Source organism: Rhodococcus sp. LW-XY12 (genome assembly GCF_019317345.1).
GTDB classification, from domain to species: domain Bacteria; phylum Actinomycetota; class Actinomycetes; order Mycobacteriales; family Mycobacteriaceae; genus Rhodococcus; species Rhodococcus pyridinivorans.
This window is the reverse complement of the sequence record NZ_CP079225.1, coordinates 3,762,390-3,784,132: the sequence shown is the minus strand read 5'-3', so window position 1 is coordinate 3,784,132 and position 21,743 is coordinate 3,762,390. Positions and strand designations below refer to the sequence as shown.

The following is a 21,743-nucleotide window of genomic DNA, read 5'->3' as shown; positions in this document are numbered from 1 at the left end:
CCAGGCCGTCGTGCTCGTCCGTCAGGACCAGCTCGTCGCCTACGTCGTCCCGCAGGCCGGTGCGACCTTCGATCAGGTGGCGGCTGGTGCGGCACTGTCCGCGCAGTTACCGGCCTACATGGTGCCCGCCACCTACGTGCTCCTCGACGCCATGCCGCTCGGTGCGTCCGGCAAGCTCGACCGCAAGGCACTGCCCGACCCGGTCTTCGAGGTCAAGGAGTTCCGCGCTCCCACCACCTCCACCGAGCAGGTCGTGGCGTCGATCTACTCCGAGGTCCTCGGTGTCGACCGCGTCGGCCTCGACGACGACTTCTTCGCGCTGGGCGGCAACTCGCTCATCGCCACCCAGGTGGTCTCCCGCATCGGTGCCGCGCTGAACGCCACCGTTCCGCTGCGCTTGCTGTTCGAGGCCTCCACCGTGGAAGAGCTTGCAGCACGCCTCGAACGCGGGGTCTCCGGCGGTCCGCGCCGGCCCCTCGTCGCCACCGAACGACCTGACCGGGTGCCGTTGTCGCTCGCGCAGCAGCGCTACTGGTTCCTCAACCAGTTCGACACGGCGTCCTCCGCGGTCGACAACATCCCGATCGCCGTGCGGCTCGTCGGCACCCTCGATGTCGAGGCGCTCCGCGCGGCAGCACGCGACGTCATCGCGCGACACGAATCGCTCCGCACCATCTACCCGGACTCGCCGGAGGGCCCGCACCAGGTGGTGCTCCCGCTCGACGGTGCGCTGCCCGAACTCGTCGTGCGCGAGGTCGCGGAGGCCGAACTCGAACCCGAGATCGTCGCCTTCATGTCGACGACCTTCGACGTGACCTCCGAGGTGCCAGTCGCGGTGCGCATCTTCCGCGTCAGCGACGACGAGCACATCCTCGCGCTGGTCGTGCACCATGTGTCGGCCGACGGTGCGTCGGTCGGCCCGCTCACCCGCGACCTGATGACGGCCTATGCAGCGCGCTCCCACGGGGACGCCCCGGCATGGGAACCGCTGCCCGTGCAGTACGCCGACTACGCGCTGTGGCAGCGCGAGGTGCTCGGCAGCGAGGACGATCCGGAATCGCTGGCCGCCAAGCAGGTCGAGTACTGGAAGCAGGCCCTCGCCGGCCTGCCCGACCAACTCGACCTCCCGTCCGACCGCCCGCGTCCGCCGAGTCAGAGCTTCCGCGGCGAATCGTTGCAGCTCACGATCTCACCTGAACTGCACCGCGGCCTGCAGGAACTCGCGCGATCGAAGAACGCGACGCTGTTCATGGTCGTCAACGCGGCCTTCGCGACCTTGCTGGCACGGCTCTCGGGCACCCGCGACATCGCGATCGGCACCCCGATCGCCGGTCGTGGCGAGCGCGAGCTCGACGACCTGATCGGCATGTTCGTCAACACGCTGGTCTTCCGCAGCGACGTCGACCCGGCACAGTCCTTCGAACGACTCCTCGAAGGCACCCGCGAGACCGACCTCGGTGCCTTCGCGAACGCCGACGTGCCGTTCGAACGCCTGGTGGAAGTGCTGAACCCCGTGCGCTCGACCGCCCGCAACCCGCTCTTCCAGGTGGGTCTGTCGTTCCAGAACCTGGCGCGTACCCAGCTCGAACTGCCCGGTCTGACGGTGAGCTCCACCGATTTCGAGTTGCAGCTTGCGAAGACCGACCTGCAGCTCACGGTGTTCGACCACTACGACGACGACGGTGCACCTGACGTCATCGACGCCACCTTCACGTACGCGACCGATCTGTTCGACGAGTCGACGGTCGAGGGCTTCGCGCAGCGTTTCGTGCGGGTCGTCGAGGCGATCGTCGCCGACCCGACCACGGCCGTCGGCGACATCGACATGCTCGACGGATCCGAACGGGTCGAGATCCTCGAGTCGTGGAACGCCACCGACCGCGTGGTCGAGCAGGCGTCGACCCTGGTGGATCTGTTCGACGAGCAGGTCTCGCGGGTGCCGGATGCAACGGCATTGGTGTTCGAGGGTGAGTCGCTGACCTATGCCGAGTTCGATGCTCGGGTGAATCGCCTTGCACGCAAACTGGTCTCGCTGGGTGTGGGTCCGGAGTCGACGGTGGCGTTGGCGATGCGTCGCTCGGTCGAGTTGCTGGTCGGTATGTATGCGGTGGTCAAGGCCGGTGGCGTGTATGTGCCGGTGGATCCGGATCAGCCGGACGATCGCAATGCGTACATTCTCGACACGGCTGCTCCGGTGGTGATCCTGTCCACCGAACGCGACGAGTTCACGGCACCGGGGGAGAAGTCTGTCCCCATCCTGCTGCTCGACAGCCTGGATCTGTCCGAGCTGTCCGCGGCGCCGGTGACCGACACCGAGCGGATTGCGCCGTTGCGTGCGACGAACACGGCGTATGTGATCTTCACGTCGGGTTCGACGGGCCGGCCGAAGGGTGTGGCGGTGCCGCATGCGGCGATCGTCAACCAGTTGCTGTGGAAGCGTGAGCATTTCGAGCTCGGTACCGATGATGCGGTGCTGTTGAAGACGGTGGCGACCTTCGACCTGTCGGTGTGGGAGTTCTGGTCCGCTCTGGTCTCCGGTGGCCGTGTGGTCATCGCGTCGGCCGACGGTCATCGCGATCCGGCCTATCTGAACCGGTTGCTGACGGAGCAGTCGGTCACGACCCTGCACGTGGTGCCGTCGATGCTCGAGGCTCTGATGGTCGACGCGGGCGGCACCCTCACGCCGTCCCTGCGGCAGGTACTGGCCATCGGTGAGGCCCTCCCGCCGGCCACCGCGAAGCGGTTCGTCGAGCACAACGCCGCCCGGTTGGTGAACCTGTACGGCCCGACCGAGGCCGCGGTGTCCGTCACCGCCGGTGACGTCACCGATACCTCGGGGGCGTCGGTGCCGATCGGTGTGCCCGAGTGGAACACCCGTGTCTACGTGCTCGACGAGCGTCTGCATCCGGTGCCGGCCGGTGTCGCCGGTGAGCTCTACCTCGCCGGTGCGCAGCTCGCACGCGGCTACTTTGATCGACCCGATCTGAGCGCGGAGCGGTTCGTCGCCTCACCGTTCGGTGACGGAGAACGCTTGTACCGCACGGGCGATCTGGTGCGGTGGACCCGCGATGGGCAGCTGGACTACCTGTCGCGCACCGACTTCCAGGTGAAGGTGCGTGGTTTCCGCATCGAGCTCGGCGAGATCGAATCCGCCCTGCGTGCGATGGATGCGCTGCGTGACGTCGCGGTCATCGCCCGGGAGGACGAGCGGGTCGGCACCCAGCTGGTCGCGTACGTCGTTCCCGCCGAGAACAACACCCTCGACGCGGCGACGGTCAGGAGCGACCTGGCGACGCAGGTGCCGTCGTACATGGTGCCCTCGGCGTTCGTGACGCTCGACGCGCTGCCGCTGAACGTCAACGGCAAGCTCGACCGCAGGGCCCTGCCCGAGCCGGTCTTCGAGACCCGCGAGTTCCGGACCCCCGTCACACCGGCCGAGCAGGCCGTCGCCGCGGTCTTCGCCGAGGTGCTCGGCGTCGAACGGGTCGGCCTCGACGACGACTTCTTCGAACTCGGCGGCAACTCGCTGCTCGCCACCCAGGTGGCCTCCCGCCTCGGAGCCGCGCTCGGTGCGAAGGTTCCGGTGCGCGCCCTCTTCGAGAACACCACCGTCGAATCGCTCGCCGGTGCGGTCGAGTCGCAGCGCGGCGACGACCGCCGGCCTCTCGAAGCCGTCGAGCGGCCCGAGCGCGTGCCTCTGTCGCTCGCGCAGCAGCGCATGTGGTTCCTCAACCGCTTCGACACCGAATCGTCGGCCTACAACGTGCCGATCGCGATCCGGCTCACCGGCGATCTCGATGTCGACGCGCTGCAGGCCGCCGTCGGCGACCTCGTGGCCCGTCACGAATCGCTGCGCACCTTCTATCCGGAGACCGGGGACGGTCCCGTCCAGGTCATCGTTCCGGCCGCGCAGGCGGTTCCCGACCTCACCCCGGTGGACGTGCCGGAGGCGGACATCGTCGCCGCCGTCCAGGAACTCGCGGCGACGATCTTCGACGTCACCACGGCTGTGCCGCTGAGCGCGCGACTGTTCCGGGTCCGCGAATCCGACTACGTCCTCGCCTTCGTGGTCCACCACATCTCCGCCGACGGCTCGTCGATGGGTCCGCTCACGCGCGACCTCATGACGGCCTACGTCGCGCGATCGCAGGGCGACACCCCCGCGTGGGAGCCGCTCTCGGTGCAGTACGCCGACTTCGCCATCTGGCAGCGCGAGGTGCTCGGCGACGAGGACGATCCCGAATCGCTCGCCGCCAAGCAGGTCGAGTACTGGAAGCACGCTCTCGCCGGCCTGCCCGACCAGCTCGATCTCCCGAGCGACCGGCCGCGTCCCGCGGTCCAGTCGTTCCGGGGCGGCCGCGTCGACTTCACGGTCGAGGCCGAACTCCACCGGCGCCTCGCCGACCTCGGCCGGCGCACGAACACCACGATGTTCATGGTGCTGCACACCGCACTCGCGGTGTTCCTCGCACGCATGTCCTCGAGCGACGACATCGCGATCGGCACGCCGATGGCCGGTCGTGGCGAGCGCGAGCTCGACGACCTGATCGGCATGTTCGTCAACACGCTGGTGTTCCGGACCCACGTCGATTCGGACGCGTCGTTCACCGAACTGCTGGGACGTACCCGTGAGGCCGACCTCGGCGCGTTCGCGAACGCCGACGTGCCGTTCGAGCGGCTCGTCGAGGTGCTCAACCCCGCGCGGTCCACGGCACGGCACCCGCTGTTCCAGGTGGGTCTGTCGTTCCAGAACCTCGCGCAGGCCGCACTCGAACTCCCCGGTCTCACCATCTCCGGTCTCGACACCGACATGGAGATCTCGCAGTTCGACCTGCACCTGATCGTCACCGATCGCTACAGCGAGGACGGCACGCCCACGGGCATCACCGGCTACTTCACCTACGCGACCGATCTGTTCGACGAATCGACGGTCGCGGAGTTCGCCGCCCGGTTCATCCGCGTGCTCGACGCCGTGGTCGACGACCCGGCCCTGCCGGTCGGCGATCTGCCCCTCCTCGACACCGTCGAAACCGCGCGAGTGCTCGAGGCATGGAACGACACCGTGCACCCCACCGCCTCGGCGACCCTGGTGGATCTGTTCGACGAGCAGGTCTCGCGGGTGCCGGATGCGACGGCGTTGGTGTTCGAGGGCGAGTCGCTGACCTATGCCGAGTTCGATGCTCGGGTGAATCGCCTTGCACGCAAACTGGTCTCGTTGGGCGTGGGTCCGGAGTCGACGGTGGCGCTGGCGATGCGCCGCTCGGTCGAATTGCTGGTCGGCATGTACGCGGTCGTCAAGGCCGGTGGCGTCTACGTGCCGGTCGATCCGGATCAGCCGGACGAGCGCAACGCCTACATCCTCGACACCGCTGCTCCCGTGGTGATCCTGTCGACCGAACACGACGAATTCACGGCGCCGGGGGAGAAGTCTGTCTCCACCCTGTTCCTCGACAGCCTGGATCTGTCCGAGCTGTCCGCGGCGCCGGTGACCGACACCGAGCGGATTGCGCCGTTGCGTGCGTCGAACACGGCGTATGTGATCTTCACGTCGGGTTCGACGGGCCGGCCGAAGGGTGTGGCGGTGCCGCATGCGGCGATCGTCAACCAGTTGCTGTGGAAGCGTGAGCATTTCGAGCTCGGTACCGATGATGCGGTGTTGTTGAAGACGGTGGCGACCTTCGACCTGTCGGTGTGGGAGTTCTGGTCGGCTCTGGTGTCCGGTGGGCGTGTGGTCATCGCGTCGGCCGACGGTCATCGCGATCCGGCCTATCTGAACCGGTTGCTGACGGAGCAGTCGGTCACGACCCTGCACGTGGTGCCGTCGATGCTCGAAGCATTGATGGTCGACGCCGACGGAGTGCTGGCCCCCTCGCTGCGCCACATCCTCGCCATCGGCGAAGCGCTGCCGCCGGCGACCGCCCAGCGGTTCCTGACCCACAACCGGGCGCGGCTCGTGAACCTGTACGGCCCGACCGAGGCCGCGGTGTCCGTCACCGCCGGTGATGTCACCGATACCTCGGGGGCGTCGGTGCCGATCGGTGTGCCCGAGTGGAACACCCGTGTCTACGTGCTCGACGAGCGTTTGCATCCGGTGCCGGCCGGTGTCGCCGGTGAGCTCTACCTCGCGGGCACACAGTTGGCGCGCGGTTACTTCGGGCGCCCGGATCTGAGCGCGGAGCGGTTCGTCGCCTCGCCGTTCGGTGACGGAGCACGCTTGTACCGCACGGGTGACCTGGTGCGGTGGACCCGCGAGGGGCAGTTGGATTACCTGTCGCGCACCGACTTCCAGGTGAAGGTGCGTGGTTTCCGCATCGAGCTCGGCGAGATCGAATCTGCCCTGCGTGCGATGGATGCGCTGCGTGACGTCGCGGTCATCGCCCGGGAGGACGAGCGGGTCGGCACCCAATTGGTCGCCTACGTCGTGCCCGCGGACGGTGCGCAGGCGGACATCGAGTCGATCAGGTCCGCGCTCGGCACCCGGGTGCCGTCGTACATGGTGCCCTCGGCGTTCGTGATGCTCGACGCGCTGCCGCTGAACGTCAACGGCAAGCTCGACCGCAGGGCCCTGCCCGAACCGGTCTTCGAGACCCGCGAATTCCGCGCTCCGAGCACCCCGGTCGAGGAGATCGTCGCCGGCGTGTTCGCCGACGTCCTCGGCCTCACCCGAGTGGGTGTGGACGACGACTTCTTCGAACTCGGCGGCAACTCGCTGCTCGCCACCCAGGTCGTCTCGCGGATCGGCGCGGCACTCGACACCCGCGTCCCCGTGCGCGTGCTGTTCGAGGCCCCCAGTGTCGCGGCGCTCGCCGTCGCGGCCGAGCAGCACACCGGTGCGGCGGCACGTCCGCCGCTGGTGCCGCAGCCGCGGCCCGAGCGTGTGCCGCTGTCGCTCGCGCAACAGCGCATGTGGTTCCTCAACCGCTTCGACACCGAGTCGTCGGTCAACAACATCCCGGTCGCGGTCCGCCTGACCGGGGCACTCGACCTCGGTGCGCTGCAGGTAGCGGTCCAGGATCTGCTCGCCCGGCACGAGGTGCTCCGCACCATCTATCCCGAGATCGACGGGCAGCCCTACCAGCTGATCCTCCCGGTCGCGGAGGCCGCACCCGACATCGACGTCGAATCGGCCACCGAGGACGACCTGCTGCAGAAGGTGACGGCGGTCGTCTCCCGCGGGTTCGACGTCACCACCGAGATCCCGCTGCGCGCACGACTGTTCGAGCTCTCCGAGCGCGATCACGTGCTCGTCTTCGTCGTCCACCACATCAGCGCCGACGGCTGGTCCATCTCGCCGCTGACCCGCGACGTCATGACGGCCTACATGTCCCGCGCCGAGGGCGAGGCTCCCGGCTGGGCACCGCTGCCCGTGCAGTACGCCGACTTCGCGATCTGGCAGCGCGACGTGCTCGGCGACGAGGACGATGCCGCGAGTCTGCTCGCGGCGCAGGCCGACTTCTGGAAGCACACCCTCGCCGGACTCCCGGACGAGCTGAACCTGCCGATGGACCGGCCGCGTCCCGCGGTGCAGTCCTTCGCCGGCGGCAAGGTCGACTTCCTCCTCGACGCCGACACGCACCGCGGTCTCGCGGCGCTCGCGCGGCGGACCGGCACGACGATGTTCATGGTCGTGCACACCGCGCTCGCGGTGTTCCTCGCGCGGATGGCCGACACCGACGACGTCGCGATCGGCACCCCCATCGCGGGTCGCGGTGAGGCCGAGGTCGACGACCTGATCGGCATGTTCGTCAACACGCTCGTGCTGCGCAGCCGGGTGGACACGGGTGAGGGCTTCTCCGACCTGCTCGCACGGGTGCGCGAGGCCGACCTCGAGGCGTTCGCCCATGCCGACATTCCGTTCGAGCGGCTCGTGGAGATCCTCAACCCCGAGCGGTCGACGGCACGCCACCCGCTGTTCCAGGTGGTCCTGTCGTTCGAGAACCTGCCCGAGACCGCCCTGGAACTGCCCGAGCTCACCGTCTCCGGCGTCCCGTTCGAGGTCGACACCGCGAAGTTCGACCTGGGCCTGACCCTGCGCGAACACATCGACGGATCCGGCGCGCCCGCCGGCCTGTCCGCCGAGTTCTCGTATGCCAGTGCGCTCTTCGACGAGAGCACGGTCCAGCGTTTCGCCGAACGGTTCACGCGACTGGTCGGCGGCATCCTCACGGACGACCGCGCACCGGTCGGCGACCTGCCGCTGCTCGCCGACGACGAGTTCGCGCAGCTCACGGCGATGCGCGGACACGACGTCATCACCGAACCGAGCACCCTCGCCGAGTTCCTCACGCGCGGCGTCGCGATGGATCCCGACGCCGTCGCGGTGCGGTACGAAGGACGGTCGATCACCTACCGCGAACTCGACGAGACCTCGTCGAAGCTCGCGCGGGTGCTGATCGATCGCGGCATCGGCCCGGAGAACTTCGTGGCCGTGTCGTTCCCGCGCTCGTACGACATGACGGTCACCGTCATGGCCGTGGCCAAGTCCGGTGCGGCGCACGTCCCCGTCGACCCGACCTATCCGGCCGACCGCGTGCGCTACATGCTCGACGACTCCGGGGCCACCCTGGGCATCACGTCGTCCGAGTTCGTCGGCGGACTGCCCGACGACGCGGAATGGCTGCTGCTCGACGACCCGGCGTTCGCCGCGGACGTCGAATCCCGCTCCGCCGCACCGATCACCGACGCCGACCGGGTACGCCCGATCCGGGTCCACCACCCCGCCTACCTGATCTACACCTCGGGGTCGACCGGCAAGCCCAAGGGCGTCGTCGTCACGCACACGGGTCTGGCGGGCCTGAAGGACATGGTCACCGATCTGTACGGGGTGACCTCCGAATCGCGGTTCCTGCAGATCTGCTCGCCGAGCTTCGACCCGTCGGTGCTCGAGTGGATGGCGGCCTTCGCATTCGGCGCGACGCTCGTGATCGTGCCCGCCAGGATCATCGGCGGTCCGGATCTCGCCGAGCTGCTGAAGACCGAGCGCGTGACGCACACGATCATCACGCCGGCGGTGCTCGGCACGATGGACTCCACGGGCATCGACAGCTTCGAAGTGCTCTCCGTCGGTGGCGACGTGACGACGCCGGAACTGCTGGCCGAATGGTCGCAGCGCACCACCTACGTCAACGCGTACGGCCCGACCGAGGCGACCATCGTGTCGACCTTCGGCGAGATGGAACCCGGACGTCCGATCACCATCGGCGAACCCATCGTGGGCATGACGGCCCTCGTGCTCGACTCGCGTCTGCGTCCCGTGGCCGCCGGTATGGCGGGTGAGCTCTACGTGGCCGGCCGGGCACTCGCCCGCGGATACCACCGCCGCAACGCGCTGACCGCCGAGCGGTTCGTCCCCAACCCCTACGGCGAACCCGGCGACCGCATGTACCGCACCGGCGACGTCGTCCGGTGGCGGCCCGTCGAGGACCGGCTCGAGATCGAGTTCGTCGGCCGCAGCGACTTCCAGGTCAAGGTGCGCGGTTTCCGCATCGAACTCGGGGAGATCGACGCCGTCCTCAGTGCACACGAGTCGGTGAACTGGGCGACGACGGTGGGGCGGTCCACCCCATCCGGCGCGACCGTCCTCGTGTCCTACGTGCTGCCCGTCCGCGGCCGCACGATCGACACCGCACAGGTGACGGAGTTCGTGGCGCGCTCGCTGCCGCCGCACATGGTGCCGTCGGCGATCGTGGTGCTCGACGAGGTGCCGCTGACGCCGGTGGGCAAGCTCGATCGTGATGCTCTGCCGGAGCCGGTGATCGAGGAGCGCGAGTACCGGGCTGCGGAGAGCGAGGTCGAGCAGATCATTGCGGAGGTGTTCGCGGAGGTTCTGCATCTGGACAAGGTGAGTGTCGACGAGTCGTTCTTCGCGCTCGGTGGCGACAGCATCGTGTCGATCCAGTTGGTGTCGCGGGCGAAGGCGCGGGGCGTGGTCTTCACGCCGCGCGACGTCTTCGAGCGTCGTTCGGTGGCGGGCCTCGCCGAGGTCGCCACCCGCGCCGACGAGACGCAGGCGAAGCGACTCGAGGAACTCCCCGGCGGCGGTGTCGGCGACGTGCCGCTCACCCCGATCATGCGCGAGGTCCTCGGCTGGCCCGGCGGCTTCGACCGCTTCTCGCAGACCGTCGCCGTAACCCTCCCGGCCGACATCGACCGGGACGTGCTGACCCGCACCATCGGTGCGGTCGTCGACCATCACGACGCGCTGCGCTCGATCCTCGAACGCGATGCCGACGGAGAGGTGACCCTGCGGGTCCGCTCCGCGAGCACCGTGGACCCGGACGCCCTGCTGTCGCGGGTCGAGGTCGCGGCCGACGTCGACGACGCCGAGCTCACCGAGATCGCCTCCCGCGAACTCGATTCGGCGCTCGGAGCACTCGACCCGTTCGCCGGTTCGGTGCTGCGATTCGTGTGGTTCGACTTCGGCTCGGCCGAACGTCGCGGCGTGCTCCTCGTCGTCGCCCACCACCTGGTGATGGACGGCGTGTCGTGGCGCATCCTGCTGCCGGATCTCGGTCTGGCCTGGGGGCAGATCGTCTCCGGTGAGCAGCCGCGGCTCGAGGCCGTCGGGACGTCGTTGCGCCGCTGGGCCCACGGCCTCGTGGATGCCGCGGCACAGCGCCGGTCGGAACTGCCGCTGTGGGAACGGATCCTCGAGGGACCGGACCCGCTGCTCGGCGAGCGTCCCTTCGACCCCGCCGTCGACGTCACCTCCACCGTCGAACGCATCGAGATGAATCTCGACGCCGCGCAGACCGATGCACTGCTCACCACGGTGCCGGCCCTGTTCCGCGGCGGTGTCGCCGACGGTCTGGTGGCCGCGCTCGGACTGGCACTCGTGAGCTGGCGCCGCGACCGCGGCATCGAATCCTCCTCCGCCCTCGTGAAGTTCGAGGGTCACGGCCGTGAGGAATCCGTGGTGCCGGGCGCCGACCTGTCCCGGACGGTCGGCTGGTTCACCAGCGCCTACCCGGTGCGGGTCGACCTCGCCAGTGTGGACGTCGACGACGCCTTCGCCGGTGGAGCCGCGATGGGTGCGGCGGTCAAGGCCGTCAAGGAACAGCTGCTGGCCATTCCGGACAAGGGCATGGGCTTCGGTCTGCTGCGCTACCTCGATCCGGAATCGTCGGCACGACTCGCCGCCGTCGCACGCTCACCGCAGATCAGCTTCAACTACCTCGGTCGCGTGTCCTCCGCGGACGTGCCGGAGGAACTCGCCGAGATCGGCTGGGCCCCGACCGACGCGCTGGGACGCGTCGACGCCGCTCTCGACGCCGACATGCCCGCGAGCGCGGCGATCGACATCAACGCGATCGTCAACGACGGCGCGGACGGCCCGCAGCTCGGCGCGAACATCGCCTTCCCGGCGGGTCTGCTCGACCGCGAGGACGTCGACGAGTTCGTGCAGCATTGGCGGGCCGCCCTCGCGGCGCTCGTCACCCACGCCGCCGACCCCGCCGCCGGTGGGCTCACACCCTCCGACGTGCCGCTCGTGTCGGTCACGCAGGCCGATCTCGACCGCTGGCACGTGCGCTACCCGTCGCTGGCGGACGTGTGGCCGCTGTCGCCGCTGCAGTCCGGTCTGCTCTTCCACGCGTTGATGACCGGCGAGGACGACGTCGACGTCTACACGATGCAGGCCGTCCTCGATCTCGAGGGAGAGGTGGATCCCGAGCGGCTCCACCGCGCCGCGCAGGCACTGCTCGACCGGCACGCCAACCTGCGGACGGTCTTCGTGACCGACGCCGACGGCGACTCGGTGCAGCTCGTCCTCGACGACGTGCAGGTGCCGTGGCGCACCGTCGACCTGTCCGCCGAGGTCGCCGCGGACGGCGTCACCGCCACGGTGCCGTTCTGGAAGGACGAGGAGGCACGCCGCTTCGTCATGGACACCGGACCGCTCATGCGGTTCGTCCTCGTGCACCTCGGCGACGGCCGCTACCAGCTCGGCGTGACCACCCACCACGTGCTGGTCGACGGCTGGTCGATGCCACTGCTCATGCAGGACCTCATGGCCCTGTACGCGACGAGGGGAGAGGTGTCCCTGCTGCCGCGGGTGCGCTCGTACCGCTCCTTCCTCGAATGGGTCACCGCCCGCGACCGCGAATCCTCGCGTGAGGCGTGGGCGCAGACCTTCGCCGGCTTCGAGGAGCCGACGCTGCTCGCCCCGCAGACCCCACGCCATCCCGGACTGCAGGGCGACGACCGGGTGAAGGTCGAACTCGACGCCGAGCGACTGACCGCCGTCAGCGGCGCCGCCGCGCGCCTCGGTGTCACGGTGAACACGCTCGTGCAGGCCGCCTGGGGCGTGCTGCTCGGCCGCCTCACCGGTGCCGAGGACGTCGTCTTCGGCGCTACGGTCTCGGGTCGCCCCGCCGACCTGCCCGGTGTGGAGTCGATGGTCGGCCTGTTCATCAACACGCTGCCCGTGCGGGTCGCCTTCGATCCGGACGAGCCCGTCTCGGCGTTCCTCGAACGCCTGCAGGGCGAGCAGGCCGCACTGCTCGGTCACCACCATCTCGGACTCACCGAGATCCAGTCCGCGACGGGTCCGACCGTCGGCTTCGACACCCTCACAGTGTTCGAGTCGTACCCGCTCGACGAGGCAGCACTCGCGGAGCAGTCGGCGTCGATCGACGGCATGGCCGTGACCGGCGTGGGCACCCACGATGCGACGCACTACCCGCTGAGCCTGTTCGTGCACCTGCGCGCCGGTCTCGACGTCGAACTGCGTTACCAGCGGGCACTGTTCGATCGCGAACAGGCCGAGACGCTGGTGCAGCGTTTCGTGCGTGCCCTCGAATCGATGGCTGCCCGGCCGGAACTGCCGGTCGGTGAGATCGCACTCCTCGGTGAGGACGAACTCGACCGGATCCTGCGCGTGTGGAACGACTCGGATCACCGGTTGGACGAGAACGCACTGCTCACTTCGCGTTTCGACGGCCAGGTCGAACGCACACCGGACGCGGTCGCGCTCGTCTACGAGGGAGAGCAGCTCACCTACGCCGAGTTCGACGCCCAGGTCAATCGCCTCGCCCGGCACCTCATCGACCGGGGTGTCGGACCGGAATCGCTGGTCGGTCTCGCGGTCAGGCGCTCGACCGAACTGCTCGTCGGTATGTACGCCATCGTGCGCGCGGGTGGTGCCTGGGTTCCGATCGACCCGGATCATCCGGCCGATCGCACCCGCCACATCCTCGACACCGCCGACCCGGTGTGCATCGTGACCACCGCTCGCGACGAGTTCGAGGTGCCCTCGGGAATCGACGTTCAGGCGATCGAGATCGATCGCCTCGACCTCGCGGACGTCTCCGCCGCGCCGATCCGCGACGACGAGCGTCGCGGAATCCTGCGGCCCGACAACACCGCCTACGCGATCTTCACCTCCGGCTCCACCGGCCGGCCGAAGGGCGTCGCGGTGACGCATCGGGCGATCGTCAACCAGACCGAGTGGATGCTGCACGAATTCGAGATGACCTCGGAGGACGTGTACTTCCAGAAGACCGCGACGACCTTCGACGTGTCGTTGTGGGGCTTCTTCATGCCGCTGAGTGTCGGTGCGAAGCTCGTGATCGCCACCCCCGACGGGCACCGTGATCCCGCCTACCTGTCGGAGGTCATCGCCCGCGAGAAGGTCACCATCACGGACTTCGTTCCGTCGATGCTCACCGTCTTCGCGGCACACGCCGACGCGGACGAGTGCCGCACACTGCGCGACATCTTCGTCATCGGTGAGGCCCTACCGCCGGAGACGATCGACGGGGTGCGCCGGATCAGCTCCGCGGACATCGACAACCTGTACGGGCCGACCGAGGCCGCGGTCTCCGCGACCTACTGGCAGGCGCCGGCGACCGGAGCGGTCGACGTGGTGCCGATCGGTGTGCCCGAGTGGAACGTGCGTGCCTACGTGCTCGACGGGCGTCTGCGGCCGGTTCCGGTGGGTGTCCCGGGTGAGCTGTATCTCGCGGGCGTCCAGCTCGCACGCGGCTACGTCCGTCGCCCCGATCTCACCTCCGACCGGTTCGTCGCGAACCCGTTCGGCGAGGCCGGCGACCGCATGTACCGCACCGGAGACCTGGTCACCTGGAACTCCTCCGGAGAACTCGAATACATCGGACGCACCGACTTCCAGGTCAAGTTCCGTGGCCAGCGCATCGAACTCGGTGAGATCGAAACGGCGCTGCTGGCACACGAATCCGTGAACCAGGCCGCCGTTCTCGTTGCGCAGACCCCGACCGGCGATCAGCTCGCCGGGTATGTGGTCCCGGTGCCGGGACGAGATGTCGACACCGGCGAACTCGTCGAATTCGTCTCGGGGGCGCTGCCGTCGTACATGGTGCCCGCTGCCGTGGTCGTCCTCGACGAGTTCCCTCTCAACACCTCGGGCAAGCTCGACCGCAGGGCACTGCCCACTCCCACCTTCGAGGTACGTGAGTTCCGGGCGCCGAGAACTCCGATCGAGGAGATCGTGGCGTCGACGTTCGCCGACGTCCTCGGCGTCGAGCGGGTGGGTCTCGACGACGACTTCTTCGCACTCGGCGGCAATTCGCTGATCGCGACGCAGCTCGTCTCGCGGCTGGGTTCCGCGCTCGATACCCAGATTCCGGTGCGAGCGCTCTTCGAGGATTCCGGTGTCGAGGCACTGGCCGCGCACGTGGAGCAGCACGCCGGTTCCGGTGGGGCCGTCCCGTTGGTGAAGGTGGAGCGTCCCGGCCGGGTGCCGTTGTCGCTGGCGCAGCAGCGCATGTGGTTCCTGAACCGTTTCGATCCTGAATCGGCCGCCTACAACCTGCCGATGGCGCTGCGGTTGTCGGGCACCCTCGACATCCCGGCATTGCAGGCCGCGATTCGCGACGTCCTCGAACGGCACGAGGTGCTGCGCACCGCGTACCCGGAGACGGAGGACGGTGCCGTTCAGATCGTGCTCCCCACCGCCACTGTGGTGCCCGATCTCGATCCGGTCGTTACTACCTGGGATCGCGTCCCGGACCTCGTGCGCGAACTCGCGTACACGTCGTTCGACGTCACCTCCGAGGCTCCCGTCCGCGTCAGGTTGCTGAGCGTGGGAGACGACGAACTGATCCTCGCGTTCGTGGTGCACCACATCTCGGCGGACGGATCGTCGATGGGGCCGCTCACCCGCGACCTCGTCACCGCCTATGCCGCCCGATCCACGGGACGAGCGCCGGACTGGGCTCCGCTCCCCGTGCAGTACGCCGACTACGCGATCTGGCAGCGCAGGTACCTCGGCGACGAGAACGACCCGGAATCGCTCGCCGCCAAGCAGATCGAGTTCTGGAAGCACACCCTCAGCGGCCTGCCGGACCAGCTCGACCTGCCGAGCGACCGGCCGCGGCCGGCCGTGCAGTCCTACGCGGGCGGCAAGGTCGACTTCAGGATCGACGCAGAGCTGCACCGCGAGCTGGTCGCACTCGCGCGAGGCAGAGGCGCGACGTTGTTCATGGCTGTGCACGCAGCGTTCGCCGTCCTCCTCGCCAGGTTGTCGGGAACGGACGACATCGCCATCGGCACGCCGATCGCCGGGCGAGGTCGTCGCGAACTCGACGACCTCGTCGGCATGTTCGTCAACACGCTGGTGTTCCGCTCGACCGTGGACGGAGACCTGCCCTTCACCGCCCTCGTCGATCAGGCGCGGGAGCGCGACCTGCAGGCGTTCGCGAACGCCGACGTCCCGTTCGAACGGCTCGTCGATGTTCTCGAACCCGAGCGCTCCACGGCGCGGCATCCGCTGTTCCAGGTCGGCCTGTCGTTCCAGAACCTCGCGGCGACCAGCCTGGAACTGCCGGGTCTGACCGTCGCGGGAGTCGATGCAGACCTGCAGACCTCGCAGTTCGATCTGCATCTCGTCGCCACCGACCGGTACGACGAGAGCGGCGCCCCGGCCGGCATCGACAACGTGCTGACCTACGCCACCGATCTGTTCGACGAGGCCACCGTGCAGGGCATCGCACGACGCTTCGTCGGTCTGCTCGAGGCGATCGTCGCCGAGCCTTCACTGCCGGTCGGTGATCTCGAGATCCTGGACGACGCCGAACGGCTCCGGATCGTCGAGGAGTGGAACGACACCCTGCATCCGACGGATACGGCACTCACCCTCGTCGATCTGTTCGACGAACAGGTTCGCCGGGACCCGGCGGCGCCGGCGCTCGTGTCCGAATCCTCGTCGTTGTCCTACGGAGAATTCGACGGACGCGTCAATCGCCTTGCGCGGCACCTCGTTTCGCTGGGCGTCGGCCCCGAGACCACGGTTGCGCTGGCAATGCGCCGATCGGTCGAGTTGCTCATCGGTATGTACGCGGTGGCGAAGGCCGGTGGTGCCTACGTCCCGCTGGACCCGGACCAGCCGGCAGAACGCACCGGGTACATCCTGTCGGTGGCGAAACCGGTCGCGGTACTCGCCACCTCCCGCGACGACGTCGGCTCGGCGTTCGCCCCGTCCTCGACGATCGTCGAGATCGATACCGTCGATCTCGACGGACATGCCGACGCCCCGGTCACGGATGCGGATCGGCTCGCCCCGCTGCGTCCGGAGCACACCGCCTACGTCATCTTCACGTCCGGCTCGACGGGCCGTCCGAAGGGCGTTGCGGTCCCGCACCGGGCGATCGTGAACCAGATGCTCTGGAAGCGGACGGAATACGACCTCGGGCCGGACGACGCGCTGTTGCTGAAGACCGCTGCGACGTTCGACCTGTCGGTGTGGGAATTCTGGTCCGCGCTCGTCTCCGGCGGCCGCGTGGTGATCGCGTCTGCCGACGGTCACCGCGACCCCGAGTACCTGCATCGCCTGATGGTGTCCGAGTCGGTCACCACACTGCATGTGGTGCCGTCGATGCTGGACGCGCTCATGGCCTCGGTCGGAGGTCCTCTGACGGGATCGCTGCGCCGGGTGCTCGCCATCGGTGAAGCGCTGCCGGCCACGACCGCCGCGCGGTTCGCGACGGAGAATCCGGCGCGCCTCGACAACCTGTACGGCCCGACCGAGGCGGCGGTGTCGGTGACCAACCACACCGTCGACGGGGACGACGTCGTGAGCGTGCCCATCGGGTCCCCGCAATGGAACACGCGCGTGTACGTCCTCGACGACCGGTTGCGTGTGGTGCCGGTCGGTGTGCCGGGTGAGCTGTACCTCGCGGGTGAGCAGCTCGCACGGGGCTACCACGAGCGTCCCGATCTGAGCGCCGAGCGGTTCGTCGCCTCCCCGTGGGGCCGGGGCGAACGCCTGTACCGGACCGGTGACCTCGTGAAGTGGTCGGCGGACGGTGAATTGGAGTACCTGGGTCGCACCGACTTCCAGGTGAAGGTGCGCGGGTTCCGCATCGAACTCGGCGAGATCGAAGCGGCCGTGCGACGCCTGAGCGCGGTGCGCGACGCGGCGGTCCTCGTCCGCGAGGATGCGCTCGTCGGTCCGCGCGTGGTCGCGTACGTCGTCGGGCACAAGGATGCCGACGTCGACACCGACGCGATGATCGTCGAACTCGGCCGGACACTTCCGTCGTACATGGTGCCGTCCGCGTTCGTGGTGCTCGACGCGTTGCCGCTCAACGCCAACGGCAAGCTCGATCGCAGGGCTCTGCCCGAACCGGTCTTCGAGGCGACGGAGTTCCGGGCCCCCACCGGTGAGATCGAGCAGATCGTCGCCGACGTGTTCGCGGATGTCCTCGGAGCCGACAAGATCGGTGCCGACGACGACTTCTTCGCGCTCGGTGGTGACAGCATCGTCTCGATCCAGTTGGTGTCGCGGGCGAAGGCCCGGGGCGTCGCGTTCACTCCGCGTGACGTGTTCGAACGCCGCACGGTGGCCGGACTCGCCGAGGTGGCGACGAGGGTCGAGAGCGGTGTGCTGCGGCCTACCGAACTTCCGGGCGGTGGTGTCGGCGAACTCCCGCCGACACCGGTCGTACGGGACGTTCTCGAGCGGTCCGAACCTGCCGAACGTCTCGTGCAGGCCGTCGCCGTGACATTGCCGCGCGACGTCGAACGCGCGGGGCTCGAGCGAGCCGTCGGTGCTGTGATCGACCATCACGACGCGCTACGCATGGTCCTCGACCTCGGTATGGCCGGAGAACCCGTCCTGCGGGTCCGGGCAGCGGGCACCGTCGACCCGGCCGCGATCCTGGAGCGGGTGGAGGTCGCCGGTGAGCTCGCCGAGCCGGAGCAGGCGCGCGTCGTGAAGGACGCCGTCGATGCCGCCCTCGACCGGGTGGACGTGTCGAAGGGCTGCGCGGTCCGGTTCGTCTGGCTCGACTTCGGTACGGCCCGACCGGGTGTGCTCGCGATCCTGGCCCATCGTTTCGCGGTCGACGAGGAATCGTGGCGCATCCTGCTCACCGACCTCGCGCGGGCCTGGAAGCAGATTTCCGCCGGGGAGGCGCCGAGCCTCGAGCCGGTCGGCACGTCGTTGCGGCGGTGGACGCACGGACTCGTCGAGGCCGCTTCCGCGCGGCGCGACGAGCTGCCGATGTGGGAGCGGATGCTCGACGACGCGCTCGCCGAGCCGGCCGTTCTCCCGGCGGAGTCCGTCGTGGGCCCGGCGAGCGCGCGTGACCACGTCCGCATCTCCCTGTCCGCGAATCACACCGACGCGGTACTGAATTCGGTGCCGGCGCTGTTCCGCGGTGAGGTCGAGGACGGTTTGGTCGCCACCCTCGGTCTGGCGCTGGTGCGGTGGCGGCGGGACCGCGGTGTGCAGTCGTCGTCGGCGCTGGTGAGGATCGAGGATCACGGTCGTGAGGAGTCCGTGCTCCCGGGCGCGGATCTGTCACGCACCGTCGGTTGCTTCACCAGTGCCTATCCGGTGCGGCTGGATCTTGCCGGGATCGACGTCGACGAGGCGTTCGCCGGCGGTACTGCGATGGCACGTGCCGTCAAGGCCGTGAAGGAGCAGTTGCTGGCGCTGCCGGACAGCGGCGTGGGCTTCGGTCTGTTGCGTCATCTGGATCCGGAGTCGTCGGTGCGCCTGGGCTCGACGGGGCGAGCGCCGCAGGTCGGCTTCGGCTACCTGGGCCGGACGCCGTCGGATGTTCTCGAAGGTGAAACCGGCTGGACGCCGACCGACGAACTCGGTGACCTCCTTCCGGTAACGGGCTCGCTCACCGGGGCCGATCTCGACCTCCGCGCGTCCGTGTCCGGAGGCGACGATGCAAGGCTGGAGGTGCGCATCGAATTCGCGGCGGACCTGATCGAGCGTGCGGACGCCGACGAATTCGGCCGGCACTGGACCGAGGCTCTCGAGGCGCTCGCGCAGCATGCGGGGTCGTCGGATGCCGGGGGTCTCACCCCGTCCGATCTGCCGCTCGTCGATCTCACCCAGAACGAGATCGAGTCGTGGGAGCAGCGCTATCCGTCGTTGACGGACGTGTGGTCCCTGTCGCCGCTGCAGTCGGGGCTGTTGTTCCACGCGTCGCTGACGATCGACGAGCGGATGGATGTCTACACCATGCAGGCCGTGCTCGACCTCAAAGGCGAGGTCGACCCCGAGCGGTTGCAGGTGGCGGGGCAGGCACTGCTCGACCGGTATCCGAACCTGCGCGCCGCCTTCGTCACCGACGAGGACGGAGATTCGCTCCAGCTCGTCGTCGGCCGGATCGAGCTTCCGTGGCGGACGCTGGATCTGAGCGACGTCGCGGAAGAGCGCAGGGAACGCGAACTCGCCTCGGCGTTCGCCGACGAGCAGTCCCGGCGGTTCGACATGGCCACGGCACCGTTGATGCGGTTCCTGCTGGTGAAGTCGGCGCCGAGCCGGTACCACCTCGCGGTCACCGCGCACCACATCCTGCTGGACGGCTGGTCGATGCCACTGCTCATGCAGGACCTCATGGCCCTGTACGTGCTCCGGGGAGACTTCGCTGCGCTGCCGCCGGTGCGTTCCTACCGGGACTTCCTCGGATGGCTCGCCGAGCAGGACCAGGAACGGTCGCTCGACGTCTGGGCCGGGGCCCTCGAAGGAGTGGGAGATCCGACCGTCGTCGCGCCGACGGTCCGGGATCCGGAGAACGACACGATCTCCAAGGTCTCGGTCCTCGTCGACGCCGATCTCACCGCTCGCCTGAGTGCGCTCGCGGCGCAACTCGGGATCACGGTGAACACCCTCGTCCAGGCGGCGTGGGGCGTTCTCCTCGGGCGGACCGTCGGCAACGACGACGTGGTGTTCGGTGCGACCGTGTCGGGACGTCCGGCCGACCTGGCCGAAGTCGAGTCGATGGTCGGTCTGTTCATCAACACGCTGCCCGTTCGCGTGAAGGTCGATCCGGACGAGCAGGTTTCGGCGCTGCTGCGACGACTGCAGAGCGAGCAGGCAGAACTGCTCGATCACCACTACGTCGGGCTGTCCGACATCGAACGGCGGCTCGGGACCTCGGTCGCATTCGACTCGTTGGTGGTCTTCGAGTCGTACCCCGTCGACCGGGAATCCCTGGCCGAGGCGGCCGGATCGATCGACGGGATGACGATCACCGGAGTGGCAGTGAAGGACGCCACTCACTACCCGATCACCCTCATGACGGTCGCCGACACGCAGATCGACCTGACCTTCAAGTACCTGGAGCGGTTCTTCGCCGAGCCGGAGGTCAGGAACATCTCGGAGCGGCTGGTGCGCGTGCTCGACGCGTTCGCCGCCGATCCGGAGTCGGCGGTCGGCGACATCGACCTCGTCGATGCAGAGGAACTCGCCCGTATCGCCGCCGAGTCCGGACCGTCCACCGCGGCGGTGGACACCGGCGCGCGGACGCTGGCCACTGTCTTCGCCGAGGTGGTCGAGGAGGATCCGGCGGCGCCGGCGCTCTCGCTCCCGGCCGATCCGGAGATCGGCGGTGAGGGGACGGAGATCGCCTACCGGGAACTCGACGCACGGTCGTCCCGCCTGGCTCGGCTGCTCATCGGCCGCGGCCTCGGCACCGGCGATGTGGTCGCGGTCGCGATCCCACGCTCGGTGGAGTCCGTGGTCGCCCAGTGGGCGGTGGTCAAGACCGGTGCCGCGATCGCACCGGTCGATCCCACCCGCGTCGACGGGCAGCTGCCCGCCGGAGCCGCTCTGGGACTGACGGTCGCCGGTACCGCGGCGAACGGTACGGACGGCTGGCTGGTCGTCGACGAGCCCGGTGTGCGGGACGAGCTGGCTGCGCAGACGGCGGATCCGGTGACCTACGCCGACCGGTTGCGTCCGGTCGGCTCGGCGGACCCGGCGCTCGTGCTGCCCTCGCGTACGTTCACGAACGTCGAACTGGTCGAGAGGATCGGCACGCTGCGGGATCGGTACGAACTGACCTACGAGTCGCGCAGCCTCGCGGTGGGCGGTGTCGAGATCGAGGCGGTGGCGCTCGAACCGCTGGTCGTCACGGCGACCGGTGCCGTCGTGGTGGTCGTGCCCGAGGGCGCGTCGTCGGGTACGGCACTGGACAGCGTGCTCTACAACGAGTGGGTCACCCACGTGCACCTGCCCGAGGCGTCGCTGAGCACGCTCGAACCCGGGTCGCTCGAGGACCTCGCGGCCGTCGTCGTGGTGGACGACGCCCCCGACGGGTTGCTCGAGGAGTGGGGCGCGGCACACCGCCTGTACCGGCTCGCTGACCTGGACTGACGACGTGGTGGGGCCGCTTCGGGTGGCCCCACCACCTCGGCGGACGAGTCCCCGCGGGATGCGCCGGTAACGTCGGGAGTGGTCGGAGAGATGAACCCCATGGGGTTACTACCGAGTAAGTTCGCCCGTCTCCGGCGGGTGACTATGC

The 21,743-nt window shown here is 68.9% G+C and carries 1 protein-coding gene (only partly in view); it reads left to right on the top strand.

The window, feature by feature from the left end; all coding sequences use genetic code 11:
• On the top strand, positions 1–21,595 hold the 3' portion of the coding sequence (locus KXC42_RS17510; RefSeq protein WP_219129325.1) for a non-ribosomal peptide synthase/polyketide synthase. 7,994 nt of this gene lie to the left of the window's left edge; the window shows 21,595 of its 29,589 coding nt (coding positions 7,995–29,589); its start codon lies beyond the left edge, outside the window; the stop codon is at positions 21,593–21,595.
• Positions 21,596–21,743: the final 148 nt, after the last annotated feature.